General features: G+C 63.5%; 16 protein-coding genes and 1 tRNA gene. 10 read left to right on the plus strand and 7 right to left on the minus strand.

From position 1 onward, the window contains the following. Positions 1-6 precede the first annotated feature (6 nt). The 6 genes from ACFQXB_RS13965 to ACFQXB_RS13990 all read right to left on the minus strand — a co-directional run bounded on the left by ACFQXB_RS13965 (position 7) and on the right by ACFQXB_RS13990 (position 6,570). Positions 7-276: a K+/H+ antiporter subunit F gene (locus ACFQXB_RS13965; RefSeq protein ID WP_377404977.1), complete on the minus strand. Its 270-nt coding sequence runs from the start codon at positions 274-276 to the stop codon at positions 7-9. Then, on the minus strand, positions 273-764 hold the full coding sequence (locus ACFQXB_RS13970) for a Na+/H+ antiporter subunit E (RefSeq protein WP_377404980.1): 492 nt from the start codon (positions 762-764) through the stop codon (positions 273-275). Before ACFQXB_RS13970 ends, ACFQXB_RS13965 begins: the two co-directional genes overlap by 4 nt. Next, positions 764-2,440, minus strand: a complete 1,677-nt coding sequence (locus ACFQXB_RS13975; protein ID WP_377404982.1) for a monovalent cation/H+ antiporter subunit D — start codon at positions 2,438-2,440, stop codon at positions 764-766. The genes ACFQXB_RS13970 and ACFQXB_RS13975 overlap by 1 nt, the downstream gene beginning before the upstream one ends. Continuing rightward, entirely contained in the window at positions 2,437-2,778 is a 342-nt protein-coding gene (locus tag ACFQXB_RS13980) for a Na+/H+ antiporter subunit C (RefSeq protein ID WP_377404985.1), read from the minus strand. Before ACFQXB_RS13980 ends, ACFQXB_RS13975 begins: the two co-directional genes overlap by 4 nt. After that, positions 2,778-5,612 (minus strand): monovalent cation/H+ antiporter subunit A, encoded by a 2,835-nt coding sequence (locus ACFQXB_RS13985; RefSeq protein WP_377404987.1) that lies wholly within the window; start codon positions 5,610-5,612, stop codon positions 2,778-2,780. Before ACFQXB_RS13985 ends, ACFQXB_RS13980 begins: the two co-directional genes overlap by 1 nt. Before the next feature lie 881 nt (positions 5,613-6,493). Then, positions 6,494-6,570, minus strand: a tRNA-Arg gene (locus tag ACFQXB_RS13990). 390 nt (positions 6,571-6,960) lie between these two features. Here ACFQXB_RS13990 and ACFQXB_RS13995 point away from each other — a divergent pair. From ACFQXB_RS13995 to ACFQXB_RS14020, 6 genes are all read left to right on the plus strand, one after another. Further along, positions 6,961-8,493, plus strand: a complete 1,533-nt coding sequence (locus ACFQXB_RS13995) for an acyl-CoA carboxylase subunit beta (RefSeq protein WP_377404990.1) — start codon at positions 6,961-6,963, stop codon at positions 8,491-8,493. A 9-nt stretch (positions 8,494-8,502) separates the two neighbouring features. Next, entirely contained in the window at positions 8,503-8,877 is a 375-nt protein-coding gene (locus tag ACFQXB_RS14000) for a DUF6497 family protein (protein ID WP_377404993.1), read from the plus strand. A gap of 226 nt (positions 8,878-9,103) precedes the next feature. Continuing rightward, the gene (locus tag ACFQXB_RS14005) at positions 9,104-9,241 is read left to right on the plus strand and encodes a hypothetical protein (RefSeq protein WP_377404996.1); all 138 of its coding nucleotides are present in this window, start codon (positions 9,104-9,106) and stop codon (positions 9,239-9,241) included. Positions 9,242-9,373: 132 nt separating this feature from the next. Beyond that, positions 9,374-9,775, plus strand: a complete 402-nt coding sequence (locus ACFQXB_RS14010; protein WP_377404999.1) for a hypothetical protein — start codon at positions 9,374-9,376, stop codon at positions 9,773-9,775. Positions 9,776-10,096: 321 nt separating this feature from the next. Next, positions 10,097-10,306, plus strand: a complete 210-nt coding sequence (locus ACFQXB_RS14015) for a hypothetical protein (protein WP_377405001.1) — start codon at positions 10,097-10,099, stop codon at positions 10,304-10,306. Positions 10,307-10,404: 98 nt separating this feature from the next. Then, positions 10,405-12,405, plus strand: coding sequence for an acetyl-CoA carboxylase biotin carboxylase subunit (locus ACFQXB_RS14020; protein ID WP_377405004.1), 2,001 nt, complete (start codon positions 10,405-10,407; stop codon positions 12,403-12,405). Positions 12,406-12,415: 10 nt separating this feature from the next. Here ACFQXB_RS14020 and ACFQXB_RS14025 read toward each other — a convergent pair whose 3' ends face one another. Beyond that, positions 12,416-12,898, minus strand: a complete 483-nt coding sequence (locus tag ACFQXB_RS14025) for a DUF4174 domain-containing protein (RefSeq protein WP_377405006.1) — start codon at positions 12,896-12,898, stop codon at positions 12,416-12,418. 108 nt (positions 12,899-13,006) lie between these two features. On the opposite strand from ACFQXB_RS14025, the gene scpA reads away from it, so the two are divergent. The 4 genes from scpA to ACFQXB_RS14045 are packed head-to-tail and all read left to right on the plus strand — an operon-like array spanning position 13,007 to position 17,437. Continuing rightward, a complete protein-coding gene (gene scpA, locus ACFQXB_RS14030) occupies positions 13,007-15,139 on the plus strand; it encodes a methylmalonyl-CoA mutase (protein ID WP_377405009.1) in 2,133 nt (710 codons plus the stop codon). Between the two features lie 52 nt (positions 15,140-15,191). Next, the gene (locus ACFQXB_RS14035) at positions 15,192-15,677 is read left to right on the plus strand and encodes a GNAT family N-acetyltransferase (protein ID WP_377405241.1); all 486 of its coding nucleotides are present in this window, start codon (positions 15,192-15,194) and stop codon (positions 15,675-15,677) included. 42 nt (positions 15,678-15,719) lie between these two features. Then, a complete protein-coding gene (locus tag ACFQXB_RS14040) occupies positions 15,720-16,403 on the plus strand; it encodes a TerB family tellurite resistance protein (protein ID WP_377405012.1) in 684 nt (227 codons plus the stop codon). A gap of 2 nt (positions 16,404-16,405) precedes the next feature. Next, complete coding sequence (locus ACFQXB_RS14045) at positions 16,406-17,437, plus strand: endonuclease/exonuclease/phosphatase family protein (RefSeq protein ID WP_377405015.1); 1,032 nt, start codon at positions 16,406-16,408, stop codon at positions 17,435-17,437. Positions 17,438-17,484 lie beyond the last annotated feature (47 nt).

The following is a 17,484-nucleotide window of genomic DNA, read 5'->3' on the forward strand; positions in this document are numbered from 1 at the left end:
GCACCCTCACTCGATGATATCGCCGCGAAGCATGAACTTGCAGTAGGCCACGGTCGAGACGAAGCCCACCATGGCGAACAGCATCGACGCCTCGAAATAGACGGCGGTGCCCTTTGCAACGCCGTACAGGATCAGGATCGCGATGGAATTGATGACCATCGTATCCAGGGCCAGAACCCGGTCGCCGACGCCCGAAGCACGTGCGAGGTGCCAGAGATTCAGCAGAAGCGCCAGGCCGAAGCAGCCAAAGGCAAAATAAAGCGCATAGGTGATCACAGGAAAATCTCCTTGAGCCGGCGTTCGTAGCGATGCTTGATTTCGTCGCGGACCGCATCCGGATCGGGTGCGTCGAGGCAATGCACCAGGATGGCGCGGCCATCGGCCGAGATGTCGCTCGAAACAGTGCCCGGCGTCATGGTGATCGTGCCGGCCAGGATGGTGATCGCCTCGGGCGAACGAAGCTCAAGCGGAACGGTGATCCATGCGGGGCGCATGTCCTCGTTGCGCTTGAACAGGATCGTCTTGGCGACGACGACATTCGCGACCACGATATCCCAGAGCACCACCAGCACATATTCGATGATCATCGGCCAGTTGCGCAGCACCGGACGGTCAGGCCAGTAGGGGGCGGTGACAATCGGGATGATGACGCCAAGGATCAGGCCGAACACGATGCCGCCCAGGGACACGTTGTTCATGAGCATGAGCCAGACCACTGTCAGAAGCAGTGTGAGCAGCGGATGTGGCAGGAACTTGCGGATCATCACTCGGCTCCTTCCTCGGCTTCACGTTCGGCTTCGCCGCCGCTGTAGGCACCCGGAACGGTGCCCGGTTCCTCGCCGTCTGGCAACGCTGTCTGCGGGCCATCGGGCGGTAACGGCCCCTGGCCTTCGGGTTCACCGCTTTGCGGGATCGGTGTGCCTTGGGCATCCATCGGTGGCAGCACCGCCTCGACATAGCCGCTCCGGTTATAAAGCTGGGCCGAGGTCGCCTCGATATAGCCCGTCAGCGGCCCGGCGAGGATCACCATCAACAGCATCGTTGCCGCAAGTCCGCCGGTCACGACCACCGGAAGCGCGCCCTGGGTCGGCACCTGGGCCGGCTCGCCGCCGACGGCATACGCCTTCCAGAACACTGTCGATCCGGCGCGCGCAAAGCCCACCACCGCGATCAGCGAGGTCACGAGGATAGCGGTGAAGATCACCACCATATGTCCGCTGTCCCGTGCGGCATCGAGGATCAGAAGCTTTCCGATGAAGCCTGAAAGCGGCGGTAGCCCCGCCATGCCGATTGCGGCGACAAAGAACAGGGCCGCGATCAGCCCGTTCTGGGCAATCGGCGCGGCGGCCGTGATCGCCGCCCCCGCCGCGCCGCGCCGCGAGACCACAAGATCGGCGATCAGGAACAGCACTGCCGCGGCAAAGGTCGAATGGACCATGTAGTAAAGTGCTGCCGTCGTCGCCTCGGGCGTAAAGAGGCCTATCGCCAGAAACAGCGTCCCCATCGAGCCGATGACCGAGAACGAGATCAGCCGTCCAAGATGGGCCGAGCCGAGCACGCCCAGCATCCCGAGCGCCACCGTCACCACCGCAGCCGGGATAAGCCAGTCCGCGATCAGCGTGCCGATCATCGGCATGTCCGGGCCAAAGACCAGCGTGTACATCCGCAGGATGGCATAGGCACCTACCTTGGTCATGATCGCAAACAGGGCCGCCACTGGCGCCGGCGCATGGGTATAGGTGTTCGGAAGCCAGAAGTGCACCGGCACCACCGCTGCCTTGACCGCAAAGACCAGCAGCAGAAGCACCGCCCCCACACGCAGCAGCGCCGCGTCGCCTTCGGGAAGGGCCGCGACCCGTCCGGCCATGTCGGCCATGTTGAGCGTTCCCGTCATCCCGTAAAGGGTGCCAAGCGCGAACAGGAACAGCGCCGACCCTGCGAGGTTGAACACGACATATTGCACACCGGCGCGCAGCCGCAGCTTGCCGCCGCCGTGGATCATCAGCCCGTAGGAGGCGATCAGAAGGATCTCGAAGAACACGAACAGGTTGAAGGCGTCGCCGGTCAGAAAGGCGCCGTTGATCCCCATGAGCTGGAACTGGAACAAAGCGTGGAAGTGCTTGCCGCGCGCATCCCAGCCGGACCCAATCGCATAAAGCACGACCGCCACACCCAGGATCGCGGTCAGCATCAGCATCAGTGCCGAGAGCCGATCGAGCACCAGCACGATGCCGAACGGCGCCGGCCAGTTGCCCATCTCATAGACCTGGATCTCGCCGGTGGCGGCCTGGACGAACAGAAGCAGGGCGATCACCAGCAGCGCAAGGCTGCCCACCACCGAAAAGATCCGCTGGAGCGAGAGTTCATGCCGCATCACCAGCACGATCAGCGGCGCAAGGATCGCCGGCAGGATCACCGGCGCGAGGATCAGGTGGTTCATGTCCGATCCCCTTTGGTTTCGTCAGTCATGTCGATCTCGTCAGTGCCGGATTCGAGGTAGGCGCCAAGCGCCAGCATCACGACGACCGCCGTCATGCCGAAGGCGATCACGATGGCCGTCAGCACCAGCGCCTGCGGCAACGGGTCCGAATAGGGACCCTCGGCCAGCAGCACCGGCGGCTGGTTTATCGCAAGCCGCCCCGTGGCGAACAGAAACACGTTCACGGCGTAGGACAGCATTGCGGTGCCAAGAACGACCGGAAAGGTGCGCAGCCGCAGGATAAGATAGATGGCAGCCGCCGTCAGAACGCCCACGGCGAGGGCAACGATCAGTTCCATCAGCGGGCCTCCTCGGTCTCTTGGGACGGATCGATGTCCATTGCCGCCTCGTTCACGGTTTCTCCGGCGCGGCGCGCCAGCCGTGACAGGCTTGCCAGCGCCAGCATGACCGAGCCGACGACGGCAAGGAAAACGCCCACGTCAAAGGCCATGGCCGTGGCAAGCTCGAACTTGTCCATCGGCGGGATCCGGAAATAGCCGAAGGCCGAGGTCAGGAACGGCCGGTCCGCAAACCAGGCGCCCACGCCGGTGAGCGCCGCGATCAGGACGCCCGCCGCGATGATCGCGTGATAATCCGCCCGCTGCCGCGCCTGCGCCCAGGCAAAGCCCGAGGCCATGTATTGCATCAGCAGCGCGATCGACACGACAAGCCCGGCGATGAAGCCGCCGCCCGGTTCGTTATGACCGCGCAGGAAGATATAGACGCCGACCATCACCGCCATCGGCATCATCACCCGCGTCGCCACCACCAGCATCAGCGGGTGCCGGTCACCGGCGCGTTTCTGGTCAGGCACCCAGGACAGAAGCCTGCGTGACGCCGGGCCCCGCAGCAACGCCTCGGTCAGCGCGAAGATCGCCAGTGCCGCAACGCCCAGCACGATGATTTCGCCGAAAGTATCATAGCCCCGGAAGTCTACGAGGATCACGTTCACCACGTTGGTGCCGCCGCCGCCCGGATAGGATTGATCCAGATGAAACTGCGAGATCGACTCGAACGCGAGGTCACGCGCCATGATCGCATAGACCAGCCCGCCGACGCCCAGGCCACTCAGGCAGGCGACGATCCCGTCGCGCCACTTGCGGCCGGAACTGCTTTGGCGCGGCGTTTCCTTGGGAAGGAAGTTCAGCGCCAGAAGCAGAAGGATGATCGTCACCACCTCGACCGTCAGCTGCGTCAGAGCAAGGTCGGGCGCGGACAGATAGACGAAGCCCAGCGAGATCACGAGTCCGTTGACGCTGATGATGACCAGGGAGAGCAGGCGGTTGCGGTGGAACAGCACTACGCCCAGCGAGGCAATCACCACAAGCCCGAGGCCCACCACCGCCATCGGCGAGACCGGCAGCAGGCTGTGGGTGCCCGGCGTATGAGTGCCGCCCATGAACGCGACGGTGCCCATGATCACCGAGGCGGCCGCGAAGATCATCAGATAGCGGCTGATCGCGCCATCATGCAGCGCATCGGTCAGCGCGCGGGCCATGCGGGCGATGCCTTCGACCAGCCAGTCGAAGATCGTCTTGGCCTCGGGGCGGGGGGTGGCGATCCAGGCCGCATCAAGCCGACGGTGCTGGCTGAGCACAAGAAGGCCACCCACGACCGCGATGACCGACATGAACAGCGCCGGCGTGACCCCGTGCCACAGCTGAAGCGAGTAGTAGGGAAGCTCGCCCTGGATCACAGCGCCAGAAGTGGTGGCGACAAGCCCGCCCACCAGGGTTTGCGGCAGGATACCAATGCCGATGACCAGCACCGCAAGGAAGGCCGGCGCCGCCCAGAGGCCAAAGCCCGGATCATGGGGGTGGCCAGGATAATCGTGCCGCTTGGGCCCCAGGAAGGTGTGGCCGATGAAGCGGAACGAATAGGCCACCGAAAACAGCGCGCCGATTGTCGCGAAGATACCTACCCAGACGTCGGTATGCGCGGCCTCTTCCAGCATCATTTCCTTCGACAGGAAGCCGTTCAGAAGCGGAATCCCGGCCATCGACAGGGCCGCGATCGTCGCAATGGTGAAGGTGATCGGCATCAGGTGCCGCAACCCTCCCAGCCGCTTGATGTCGCGCGTATGCGCCTCGTGGTCCACGATCCCGGCCGTCATGAACAGCGCGGCCTTGAAGGTGGCGTGGTTGATGATGTGGAAGACAGCGACCACCGCGGCCTCGGCCGTGCCAAAGCCCAGAAGCATGGTGATCAGGCCCAGATGCGATACGGTCGAAAAGGCCAGAAGTGCCTTGAGATCGTCCTTGAACAGCGCGATCACCGCCCCCAGAACCATGGTGATCAGCCCGGTGATGCCGACGATGTAGAACCATGCATCCGTTCCCGCCAGCACCGGCCAGAGCCGCGCCATCAGGAACAGCCCCGCCTTCACCATGGTCGCCGAATGCAGATAGGCGGAAACCGGTGTTGGCGCGGCCATGGCATGCGGAAGCCAGAAGTGGAACGGGAACTGCGCCGATTTCGTGAAACATCCCAACAGGATCAATAGCAGTGCCGGCAGATACCAGGGCGATGCCTGGATCACGTCACGGCTTTGCAGGATCACGCTCAGATCATAGCTGCCGACGATCCCGCCCAGAAGCAGCATCCCCCCGATCAGGGCCAACCCGCCGCCACCGGTGACCGCCAGCGCCATCCGCGCGCCCTGCCGTCCCTCGGGCAGATGCTTCCAGTAGCCGATCAGCAGGAAGGACGAGAGCGAGGTCAGTTCCCAGAAAATGAGCAGAAGCAGGATGTTGTCGGACAGGACAATTCCCACCATCGCGCCCTGGAACAGCATCAGATAGGTATAGAACTGGCCCATCGGGTCGTTCTTGGACAGGTAGAACCGGGCATAAAGGATCACCAGCAGCCCGATGCCAAGGATCATTCCCGCGAACAGCAGGCCCAGCCCGTCGAGGAAGAAGTTCGCATCAAGCCCAAGCCCCGGCATCCAGGAAATCTGATTGCGGATCACCTCGCCGCGCAGGACGGCGGGCGCTTCGATCAGCAGCAGGATCAGGGCAAGCAGGGTGAAAGAGCCGGTCATCATCGCACAGGCATTGCGCCCGGCGCGGATCATGAGCCCGGGGAAGAGCGCGCCGATGAAGGGCAGCGCCGCGATCAGGACAAGGGACATACCTGTGCGTTCCGTTCGTTGTTATCGCGCGGCGGGAGGTGAACCCCGAAAGTTATGGTCGTATTTCGCGGCCTTGATGGAGGACGTTGCGATGGGGTGTCAAGGTAAACCGGCCGTGAATCCGCGCGCCGCGCGTCGATTTCCTGCTGTGTGCGAGCCTTTCAGCCTTCGGGGCTTCGATGGCCAATTCGTGCGGGCGGGTTGCGTGTGCAGGTTGCATCAGTGGCGGCCGGATGGCCGGCGGGTCGGGTCGTGGATCATCTGTCCGGACATGTCTGCCGGTTGACGGAGCGCGGTGGCAGTCGCCTGTTGCCTCCTTCGCGCCGGGTTTCGGAACTGCCGGGAGCCTTTTGTCGATGGAGTGATCGCATGAGTGGATCAGGGACTCTGCGTTGCACGGCCCCGATGCAACGTGGATCTCCGGCATCCCGTCCTGCACGCCCGGCGCGGTTGCCGTCACGACCTGTGGTCCCTGCGCGCCGTTCCCGCTGGAAGTGCCAGCCCCGATGTCGCATCCGTGCATCCGGTGCCGCGTTCCCTCTGCCCGAATGCCGCCTCGCGGTATTCAGGCGCCACTGCCTGTGGCCGCTCAGGACGGCGTCTGCGTGCCTCGGGCCGCCGGGTTGCGGTATTCGCACCGGACCGGCTTCCGGCCTGGCAGAGGCATTGTCCGGGCGGGCAGCGCAGGTGGCTGCGGCTCGCTTCGTTTGCGAAGAACGGCGCCCCGAAAGCCTCGAGCCCCGATATGTCCTTGCGACATGGCCTCACGAACGGACGTTTCACCGCTGAACTCCCGGCGGGTTCTGGGGAGAGGGCCTGTCCCGGAACGCCCTTGGGAACAGCAGGAACCGCCGTTTCATTGCACCCGTTGACAGCGTGGATGGCGACCCCGGGAGGACTTGAACCCCCAACCCCAGACTTAGAAGGTCCGTGCTCTATCCAGTTGAGCTACGGGGCCGATGGCTTCCTTGTGCCGTCTCTCTGTCCCGATTTCAAGGGCCGCCGCAGCCCGGTTTCCGCGGAGTGTGCGGAGGCTGCCTTGTGGTTCCGCTGGGGGAGGCGCGCAATCAGGACAATTCGGTGCCCCGGTCCGAGGGTTCGGCAGGCAGGCCGTCGTGATGCGTCGCTGCGCAGTCGCGCCGAGGGGCCGGTGGTTTCCGGCTTCAGGGCCACCCGGTTCAAGATGCTGCGAGACAGCGCGCCACGGCTTCAGGGGCGGCGCAGGGGAAGGTTCGCAATTTTGCATTTCGCAGATCCGGGTCGACGTATTGTTTGCAAATCTTCCGAATATCGCTTTGCGGCTTTCTTCGCAGCGGCTAGTGTTGCCGGATGCGAGGAGGGACCTGCATTGAAAGACATCCTGCAACAGCTTGAAGACCGGCGCGCAATGGCGCGGCTTGGGGGTGGTCAGCGGCGCATCGATGCGCAGCACGCAAGGGGCAAGCTTACGGCACGCGAGCGGATCGAACTTCTGCTGGATGAAGGCTCGTTCGAGGAATTCGACATGTTCGTGGCGCATCGCTGCACCGATTTCGGCATGCAGGATGACCGGCCGGCAGGTGACGGCGTGGTGACAGGCTGGGGCACCGTCAATGGCCGCATGGTCTATGTCTTCAGTCAGGATTTCACCGTCTTCGGCGGCTCGCTGTCCGAAACCCACGCCCAGAAGATCTGCAAGATCATGGACATGGCGCTTCAGAACGGTGCGCCGGTAATCGGGATCAACGATTCCGGCGGCGCGCGCATCCAGGAAGGTGTCGCAAGCCTCGCCGGGTATGCCGATGTGTTCCAGCGCAACATCCTGGCTTCCGGTGTCGTGCCGCAGATCAGCCTTGTGATGGGACCCTGCGCAGGTGGCGCCGTCTATTCCCCGGCAATGACCGACTTCATCTTCATGGTCCGCGATACCTCCTACATGTTCGTGACCGGCCCGGATGTGGTCAAGACGGTCACGAACGAGATCGTGACAGCCGAGGAACTGGGCGGAGCGCGCACCCATACCTCGAAATCCTCGGTTGCCGATGGCGCCTTCGAAAACGATGTCGAGGCGCTGAGCGAAACGCGCCGCTTGATCGATTTCCTGCCGCTGTCCAATCGCGAAAAACCGCCTGTGCGCCCGTTCTTCGACGATCCGGCGCGGCTGGAGCCCAGCCTTGACACGCTGATCCCGCAGAACCCGAACCAGCCCTATGACATGAAGGAACTGATCCTCAAGGTCGCCGACGAGGGGGATTTCTTCGAGATCCAGAAGGACTTCGCCGCCAATATCATCACCGGCTTCATCCGGCTCGAAGGTTCGACGGTGGGCGTGGTGGCAAACCAGCCGATGGTACTCGCCGGCTGTCTGGACATCGATTCAAGCCGCAAGGCGGCCCGGTTCGTGCGCTTCTGCGATGCGTTCGAGATCCCGATCCTGACCTTCGTGGACGTGCCCGGCTTTCTGCCCGGAACGGGGCAGGAATATGGCGGCGTCATCAAGCATGGCGCAAAGCTTCTGTTCGCCTATGGCGAGGCGACGGTGCCCAAGGTCACGGTCATCACCCGCAAGGCTTATGGTGGCGCCTATGATGTCATGTCCTCCAAGCACCTGCGCGGGGATTTCAACTATGCCTGGCCGACCGCGGAAATCGCGGTGATGGGGGCCAAGGGCGCGGTCGAGATCCTCTATCGGAGTGAGCTGGGGGATGCAGACAGAATCGCCGCCCGCACCAGGGACTACGAGGATCGCTTTGCCAATCCCTTCGTTGCCGCGGAAAAGGGTTTCATCGACGAGGTGATCATGCCCCACAGTACCCGGCGCCGGGTCTGCCGCGCCTTTGCCAGCCTGCGCAGCAAGAAGCTGTCCAATCCGTGGAAAAAGCACGATAACATCCCGCTCTGAGCCCCGCCGATGCGCCTTGCCCTGCTTGCCCTGCCGCTTGCTCCGCTGACCGCCCTAGCGGATATGGTTGCAGTGCCGTCGGGCCTGCCAGTGACCTTGCAGGAAACGCTGTGGCAGGGCCCGGACGAGGTAGATGGCCACTGGCTGCGCCTGCGTTTCGTCGCGCCAGGCCTTGGCACCTGGGAAAGCTCGATCCTCGACATGGCGCATCTTTGCGACACGGTTGCCTTGACGCTTCTTGCCGAAACAGGGCGCACAGCGGATGTGATCATGATATCGCTCGCCGACCGGCCGTCGGAATTCGGCCAGATCGACCCCGATCTGGTCCAGTTCATCGAGGCGTTTCGCCCCGACGACGGCATCTGTATGCTGGAGGATTTCTGATGCAGAGGCACAAACTTACCGGTGCCGCCCGGGCTGCGGCGGTGGCTGATGCAAGCGCGACACAGGTGGCGAACTTCGTGATGGACGGCTATTGCGCCCCATGTCCAAGGGCAGTGGCATCATTTAATCTGCTGGACTGTCACGATGATGTGACGGGAATATCCCGCCGCGGCTCAACCGCGCGTTGCAGTGCGGATCGCGTCGCGGGAAGGAACAGGAGACGAAAATGTCGAAAACCACCAAAGTTGTTCTGGCGCTCAGCCTCGTTGCCTTCGTTTCGGCGTGCAACCGCCAGCCCGAGCCCCAGCCCGTCGCTGCGGCACCGATCGCTGCCGAGCCGACCTTCACCGGCAAATACCGCTGAGGTCTGCCCGGGGCAGGCCGCGCCTGTTCCGGAACCTGTGGTTTCGCGGGCCCGGCCCGCGGGTCTTGGGCGGGTTCTGCCTGCCCAAGGCACTCATTTCAGCGTGGGGCTGCGTTCCGGAACGGGGGCGGCATGCTGAAACATCGTGGCTTTCCCGGGCGGCTTGCCGGGACTGACTTCCAGTTCGTGATCCGCCGCGCCAACAAGAACGGCGCGACCCGTCTCATCGCCCGCGAAAGATATGCCGACCGCAAGCATGTGGATCGGCGCGCCGATTCGGCGTTCATGGCCGCACTTTGGGCCCATTTCGGCGAAGAACCCTTCGAACGTGGCAATCTGGATGCCGGCCGGCTGTCGTGGCTTTTCGGCAGGGAAGTCGTGGCCGCTGAACAGCCCTTCGACCCCGAAAGTTACGACGCCCTGCTGCGGATCGATGTGCGGCGCGCCCGCGTATCCTTCCCCGAGGTTTTCGAGGAGAATGACGACGATGAGTTCGCCGACGGCGATGATGCCGATGCGGAGGACTGGGACTGAAATGCGCAATCGGGGGTTGAATAGGCAAGGTTCCGCGCACTTCAGGGTCGGCACATTCTTTTGCTTTGCACCGGCTTCCGCGCGGTTCATGCTGATCCTGTCGGCAGGCGGCAGCGCCTTTTCGGCATTTCGTCAGAACTGTTACCCTTCCACTATCCCCTGGCCTGACCTGCCTTCGGTCAGGCCTTTTTTTTCGATTTTTTTGGCAGGACCTCGCCGATGCAGCCCTCGGTCGTGGCTCATCACGATTTTTTCGGTTTTCTCTGCCGCCGGTTGCGCTAGGTATCGCGAGGATCAAGTATTTCCAGGAGGCACGGAAAAATGCATAAAAAGACCATCGCACTGGGCTTCGCCCTTCTCATGGGTATCGCCGCATGTGGCAACACGGTTGGTGAGCAGGCGCTCGTCGGTGGCGGCGTGGGTGCGGTTGCCGGTGCGGCAACGGGCGGCGACATCGCTGCCGGTGCCGTCATCGGCGCAGGCGGTAACGTCGCGTTCTGCCAGCTCAACCCGCATCTCTGCCGCCGCTAAGACCGGCCAGACTGCATCATTCGACCAAGAGGGACGTCATGCGCAGGCATGGCGTCCCTTTTCTATTGCACCGTCGCCTTGCGGCTGAGGGAGAGGAAATGTTCAAGAAGATCCTGATCGCGAACCGTGGAGAGATCGCATGCCGCGTCATCAAGACGGCCCGCAAGATGGGCATCGCCACGGTGGCGGTCTATTCCGATGCCGATCGGAACGCGCTTCATGTGAAGATGGCCGATGAGGCAGTTCATATCGGTCCCGCGCCTGCGAACCAGTCCTATATCGTGATTGACAGGATCATGGAGGCCATCCGGCACACGGGGGCCGAGGCCGTGCATCCCGGCTATGGGTTTCTTTCCGAGAACATGAAGTTCGCTCAGGCGCTCGAGGCCGCGGGGATCGCCTTCATCGGCCCGCCGGCAACTGCAATCGAGGCGATGGGGGACAAGATCACCTCGAAGAAGCTGGCGGCCGAGGCGGGGGTTTCCACCGTGCCTGGTTACATGGGGTTGATCGCCGATGCCGACGAGGCCGTGCGCATCAGCGCCGAGATCGGCTATCCGGTGATGATCAAGGCCAGCGCCGGGGGCGGCGGCAAGGGCATGCGCATTGCCTGGAACGACGATGAGGCGCGCGAAGGCTTCCAGTCGTCGAAGAACGAGGCGGCCAGCAGTTTCGGCGATGACCGGATCTTCATCGAGAAGTTCGTGACCCAGCCACGCCACATCGAGATCCAGGTGCTGGCCGACAGCCACGGCAACACCGTTTATCTTCATGAACGGGAGTGCTCGATCCAGCGCCGGAACCAGAAGGTGATCGAGGAAGCGCCAAGCCCGTTTCTGGACGAGGCGACGCGCAAGGCAATGGGCGAACAGGCCTGCGCCCTGGCGCGCGCCGTCGGCTATACCAGCGCCGGCACGGTGGAATTCATCGTCGATGGCAACCGCAGTTTCTATTTCCTGGAAATGAACACCCGGCTGCAGGTCGAACATCCGGTGACGGAACTGATTACCGGCGTCGATCTGGTGGAACAGATGATCCGCGTCGCCGCCGGTGAGGCGCTACCCTTCACCCAGGCCGATCTGAAGATCAACGGCTGGGCGATGGAAAGCCGGCTTTACGCCGAAGATCCCTACCGCAACTTCCTGCCCTCCATTGGCCGACTGACCCGCTATCGCCCGCCGGAAGAGGTGGCGACCAGGGCCCATGTCGTGCGCAACGATACCGGCGTTTATGAAGGCGGTGAGATCAGCATGTACTATGACCCGATGATCGCCAAACTCTGCACCTGGGCACCCGACCGCGGAGCTGCGATCGAGGCGATGCGCGTCGCGCTGGACAGCTTCGAGGTCGAGGGCATCGGTCACAACCTGCCGTTCCTTTCAGCGGTGATGGACCATCCGCGCTTCGTGTCAGGTGATATCACCACTGCCTTCATCGCCGAGGAATACCCCGAAGGCTTTCAGGGCGCGGTGCTGCCCGACGCGCTGCTGCGGCGGGTAGCGGCCGCGGCGGTCGCGATGCACCGGGTGGCCGAGATCCGTCGCGCCCGGATTTCGGGGCGCATGGGCAATCACGAACGTCACGTCGGCGCCGACTGGGTGGTCACCCTGCAGGATCAGGAGTTCGTGGTTTCCGTCGCGGCCGACAAGGCAGGTGCGACCATCCGCTTTGCCGATGGGTTGGTGCACCGGGTGGAATCGGACTGGACCCCCGGGCAGCCGCTGGCACGGCTTGCGGTTGATGGCGATCCGCTTGTGATCAAGGTCGGCAAGGTTCCGAGCGGGTTCCGGATGCGCCTTCGGGGCGCCGATCTGACCGTTCGGGTGCGCAGCCCGCGCGCCGCCGAGCTTGCCCGGCTCATGCCCGAAAAGCTGCCGCCAGACACGTCGAAGTTCCTGCTCTGTCCGATGCCGGGCCTCGTGGTGAAGATCAACGTGGCTGCGGGGGATGAGGTTCAGGAAGGCCAGCCGCTGGCCACAGTCGAAGCGATGAAGATGGAGAACATCCTGCGCGCCGAGCGTCGCGGCATCGTCAAGGCGATCAATGCCGCCGCAGGCGCCAGCCTGAAGGTGGACGACGTGATCATGGAGTTCGAATGATCGCCGCAGGTCAGTTCGTCACACGCCCCGGCCGTTGTTGCAGCATCTCCTCGCGGCGCAGCGGCAGGCGGTCGATGGCGTGGAAAATCTCGCGCGCCGTCCAGGGATTAGGCTTGCGCTGTTTCACCGCGCCGTCCTTGTCCAGCAGCACCAGGGAAAAGCCGCGTGGGCGCAACTGCTGGCGCACCTCGGATCGGGCCGCCGGATCGGTATCGACCACGACGACAACGTCGCGATCCAGAAGCCCCGCATTGGCGCCTTCCAGCATGCGGATCTGCTGCTGGAACTGCGGGTCGTTCGGCGTGTCGGCAAAGACGGCCACCACCCGTTTCACCCAGACGAATTCGGACAGGCTCACATCAGCCGCATCGAGCAGTTCAAGCCCGCTGGGCGTGACGGCCCGAACATCCGGTGCAGGCGCTGTTGCGGCCTCGGTGGCAAGAACCGGGCCGGAAAGAAAAGCGACAAGAAAGGCAAGCGTGACGAATTTCATGGGGCCTCCTGTAGGCCAGCATATAGGCAGTTTCGCGCGCGAAACACAGGGGTCGCATCACATCGTCGCGCAGACGCGGGGCGTGACCGCAACGAGAAGGGCACAGCCATGAGCGAGAAACAAGAGGCGTGGCGGAAACTCGCGATCCAGGAACTGCGGGGCCGCGACCCCGACGACCTGGTCTGGCAGACGCTGGAAGGAATAAAGGTAAAGCCGCTTTATACCGAGGAGGACATTGCCGGCCTTGGGCACATCGGCTCGGTCCCGGGCCAGGCGCCCTTCACGCGCGGTGTGCGGGCAACGATGTATGCCGGCCGGCCCTGGACGATCCGTCAATATGCGGGCTTTTCCACGGCAGAGGAATCCAACGCCTTCTATCGCCGGGCGCTTGCTGCCGGGCAGCAGGGCGTCTCGGTTGCCTTCGATCTTGCCACACACCGTGGCTATGACAGCGACCACCCGCGGGTGGAGGGCGATGTCGGCAAGGCGGGCGTGGCCATCGACAGCGTCGAGGACATGAAGATCCTGTTCGACGGAATCCCGCTGGAAAAGGTCAGCGTGTCGATGACGATGAACGGCGCGGTTATCCCGATTCTCGCGAATTTCATCGTGACGGGCGAAGAACAGGGCGTCGATCGCAGCCTGCTGTCGGGAACCATCCAGAACGACATCCTGAAGGAGTTCATGGTTCGCAACACCTATGTCTATCCACCCGAACCCTCGATGCGCATCATCGCGGATATCATCGAATATACCAGCGCCGAGATGCCGAAGTTCAATTCCATCTCGATCTCCGGCTATCACATGCAGGAGGCGGGGGCGAACCTGGTGCAGGAACTGGCCTTCACCCTGGCCGACGGGCGGGAATATGTGCGGGCGGCGATCGCGCGCGGCATGGATGTGGATGCCTTTGCCGGGCGGCTGTCGTTCTTCTTTGCCATCGGCATGAACATCTTCATGGAGGCGGCCAAGCTGCGGGCGGCACGGATGCTCTGGCACCGGATCATGTCCGAGTTCAACCCGAAGAAGCCCGGCAGCCTCATGCTGCGCACCCATTGCCAGACCTCGGGCGTGTCGCTGCAGGAGCAGGATCCCTACAACAACGTCGTCCGCACCGCCTATGAGGCGCTGGCGGCGGTGCTGGGCGGCACACAGTCGCTGCATACCAACGCTCTGGACGAGGCGATTGCCCTGCCCACAGACTTCAGCGCCCGTATCGCACGCAATACGCAGCTGATCCTCCAGGAAGAAACCGGCATCACCAAGGTCGTCGATCCGCTTGCCGGCAGCTATTACGTCGAAAGCCTGACGGCCGAACTGGCCGACAAGGCCTGGGCGTTGATCGAAGAGGTCGAGGCGATGGGCGGCATGACCAAGGCCGTCGCTTCGGGCATGCCCAAGCTGCGGATCGAGGAGACGGCCGCGCGGCGGCAGGCGCTGATTGACCGCGGTGAAGATGTGATCGTCGGCGTCAACAAGTACCGGCTTGAGAAGGAGGATCCGATCGAGATCCTCGATATCGACAATGCCAAGGTTCGCGAAGCCCAGATCGCGCGGCTGGCACAGATTCGGGCCTCGCGGGACCAGGGGGCTTGTGATGCGGCGCTGGCCGAACTGTCGCGTCGCGCAGCCGAAGGTGGCAACCTTCTGGAAGCGGCCGTCGTCGCGGCACGGGCCCGCGCCAGCGTGGGAGAGATCAGCATGGCAATGGAAAAGGTTTTTGGACGGCATCGGGCCGAAGTCAGAACGCTTGCCGGAGTTTATGGCGCGGCCTACGCGGGCGACGACGATTTCGCCGCCATCCAGCGCGATGTCGAGGCTTTCGCGGTCGAGGAAGGGCGCCGGCCCCGGATGTTGGTGGTCAAGATGGGCCAGGATGGCCATGATCGGGGCGCCAAGGTGATCGCCACCGCCTTTGCCGATATCGGTTTCGACGTCGATGTGGGGCCGCTGTTCCAGACCCCGGAGGAGGCGGCACAGGATGCGATCGACAACGATGTTCATGTCGTTGGCATTTCCAGCCTTGCGGCAGGCCACAAGACGCTGGCACCCCGCCTGGTCGAGGCGCTGCGGGCCGCGGGGGCGGGGGATGTACTGGTGATCTGTGGCGGCGTGATCCCGCAGCAGGACTATGCCTTCCTCTATGAAAGTGGTGTGAAGGCAATTTTCGGCCCGGGCACCAATATTCCACGTGCGGCGCGCGATATTCTGACGCTGATCCGCGCCAATCGTCGCGCCTGACGCCATCATGGCCGCCGCAACCGATCAGGCTCTGATGCCGCCGGCGGGCGTCATCATCCGCGATGCCTGCGCCGAGGATTGCAGTGCCATTGCTGCAATCTGGAATCCGGTGATCCGCGACACGCTGATTACCTTCACGACCGAGGAAAAGACCGCTCCGGATCTTGTCGCCACTCTGGCGGGGAAGGAAAGGTCTGGGCAACCCTTTCTTCTGGCCTGCGCCAAAGGAGAGCTTCTTGGTTTCGCGACCTACGGCGCCTTTCGGCCGGGGCCGGGCTATGCACATACCGCCGAACATACCGTGATCCTTGCGCCAAGGGCATGGGGGCGGGGCGTCGGACGGGCCCTGATGCAGGCGGTGGAGGATCACGCGCGCCGGAGCGGCATTCACAGCCTGATCGGCGGGGTGAGCGGCGCCAACACCGAGGGTCGGGCCTTTCACGCTGCCCTGGGCTATCGGGAGATCGCGATCCTGCCCGAGGTCGGGCGGAAGTTCGGCCAATGGCTGGACCTTGTTTTAATGCAGAAAATGCTGTGATGTCGCAATGACAGTCGGGTTGAATGGCGCTAACATGGAACCATGTCGATCTGGACCCGCATCACCGCCGCCCTTTCCGCGCTGGCCAATGGCGACGGCCTTGCCGAGGTTTTCGACCGTTTGCGGCAGCCTCCGGAACGCACCGTTGCCTTCACGATTGCGGTGATCGCGCTGGGTGCAAAGATGGCAAAGGCCGACGGGGAGGTCACCCGCAACGAGGTTTCGGCCTTCCGCGAGGTGTTCACCATCGCGCCAGAAGACGAAGCCCATGCGGCGCGGGTCTTCAACCTGGCCCGGCAGGATGTGGCGGGCTACGAGGCCTACGCCCGCCGTATCGCCACCATGTTCCAGGGCGAACGTCAGGTGCTGATCGACCTGATGGAGGGCCTTTTCCATATCGCGGTTTCCGATGGCGACTGGCACCCGGCCGAGGAAGCGTTCCTGCGCAACGTCGCCACGATCTTTGGCTTGGACGACCGTTGTTTCCGCAGCCTCCGCACCCGGTTCGTGCCCGATGCGCGTCCTGATCCCTACGAGGTTCTTGGCGTGACCCTTGATGCGCCGCTTGATACGATCCGCAAGGCTTGGCGTCAGGCGGTGATCGAAACACACCCGGACCGGATGATTGCCCGCGGCGTGCCGCCCGAGGCGATCAAGATGGCCGAGCGGCGCCTGCAGGCCGTCAACCGCGCCTGGGAGGAAATCAGCCACGACCGGGCAGCCTGAGCTTGCGGATCGTCACCTACAATGTCGAGTGGTTCAATTCGCTCTTTGATGATGACGGGCGGCTCATCGATGACGCTGCCCTTTCAGGTCGGCGTGACGTCACACGCCATCAGCAGATCGCGGCACTGGGGGTGGTCTTTGCCGCGCTGGATGGCGATGCCGTGCTCGTGGTCGAGGCGCCTGACCAGTCGCGGCGGCGATCCTGCGTGCGGGCGCTTGAAGGTTTTGCGCACCGCTTCGGCCTGCGGGCGAACCGGGCGCTGATTGGCTTTGCCAGCGACAGCCAGCAGGAAATCGCGCTGCTTTACGATCCCGCAGCCCTGAGCGTCATCCATGACCCGCAGGGAGAACCGACGGGCAAGCGCGGATCCGAGAACGCGCCGCGCTTCGACGGGGTGTTTCGCATCGATCTCGACCTTGACGGCACCCCCGAATTGGTCACCTTCGCGCGGCCGCCGCTGGAGTTGCTGATCGAGACGATTTCGGGCAAGATCCTGCGCATGATCGGCGTGCATGTGAAATCCAAGGCGCCGCATGGTGCGCGCGGGCCGGATGAAGGCCTTCGCCTGTCGATCGAGAACCGGCGCAAGCAATATGCCCAGTGCCTTTGGCTACGGCAGCGCATAGATGATCACATCGCCGCCGGCGACCCCCTGATCGTGCTGGGCGATTTCAACGATGGTCCTGGCCTGGAAGAGTTCGAACACCTGTTTTCCCGCTCGGCGGTTGATATCGTGCTGGGTTGGGACCGGGCTCCGAAGGCGCGACTTTACGATCATCATGCGCGGCTGGCCCTCGCCAATCGTACCGCCGCAGCGCCGGTGTCGGCGCGGTTTCTCATGCCGGACGAACAGCATTATTTCTCGGCGCTGCTGGACTACATCATGATTTCCGAGGATCTGCGTCAGCACCAGCCGGTGTGGCGCATCTGGTATCCGTTCGATGATGCCGGGTGCTATGGTGACCCGTTGTTGCGCGAGGCGCTGCTGCTGGCCTCGGATCATTTTCCGGTCAGTCTCGATCTCGTGATCTGAGGGCGGGGACATTGGGGGCTTTCCCTGACGGGTGCGGCTTCCCATAT

Source organism: Halodurantibacterium daqingense, assembly GCF_042666235.1.
In the GTDB taxonomy this organism is placed as follows: Bacteria; Pseudomonadota; Alphaproteobacteria; order Rhodobacterales; family Rhodobacteraceae; genus Halodurantibacterium; species Halodurantibacterium daqingensis.

Coding starts and splice junctions, on each gene's coding strand:
- ACFQXB_RS13980 (WP_377404985.1), bottom strand. CDS start 2,778: ATGGAACTGATCGTTGCCCTCGCCGTGGGCGTTCTGACGGCGGCTGCC.
- ACFQXB_RS13975 (WP_377404982.1), bottom strand. CDS start 2,440: ATGAACCACCTGATCCTCGCGCCGGTGATCCTGCCGGCGATCCTTGCG.
- ACFQXB_RS14015 (WP_377405001.1), top strand. CDS start 10,097: ATGCATAAAAAGACCATCGCACTGGGCTTCGCCCTTCTCATGGGTATC.
- ACFQXB_RS14005 (WP_377404996.1), top strand. CDS start 9,104: ATGTCGAAAACCACCAAAGTTGTTCTGGCGCTCAGCCTCGTTGCCTTC.
- ACFQXB_RS13970 (WP_377404980.1), bottom strand. CDS start 764: ATGATCCGCAAGTTCCTGCCACATCCGCTGCTCACACTGCTTCTGACA.
- ACFQXB_RS13985 (WP_377404987.1), bottom strand. CDS start 5,612: ATGTCCCTTGTCCTGATCGCGGCGCTGCCCTTCATCGGCGCGCTCTTC.
- ACFQXB_RS14010 (WP_377404999.1), top strand. CDS start 9,374: ATGCTGAAACATCGTGGCTTTCCCGGGCGGCTTGCCGGGACTGACTTC.
- ACFQXB_RS14025 (WP_377405006.1), bottom strand. CDS start 12,898: ATGAAATTCGTCACGCTTGCCTTTCTTGTCGCTTTTCTTTCCGGCCCG.
- scpA (WP_377405009.1), top strand. CDS start 13,007: ATGAGCGAGAAACAAGAGGCGTGGCGGAAACTCGCGATCCAGGAACTG.
- ACFQXB_RS14040 (WP_377405012.1), top strand. CDS start 15,720: ATGTCGATCTGGACCCGCATCACCGCCGCCCTTTCCGCGCTGGCCAAT.
- ACFQXB_RS14000 (WP_377404993.1), top strand. CDS start 8,503: ATGCGCCTTGCCCTGCTTGCCCTGCCGCTTGCTCCGCTGACCGCCCTA.
- ACFQXB_RS14020 (WP_377405004.1), top strand. CDS start 10,405: ATGTTCAAGAAGATCCTGATCGCGAACCGTGGAGAGATCGCATGCCGC.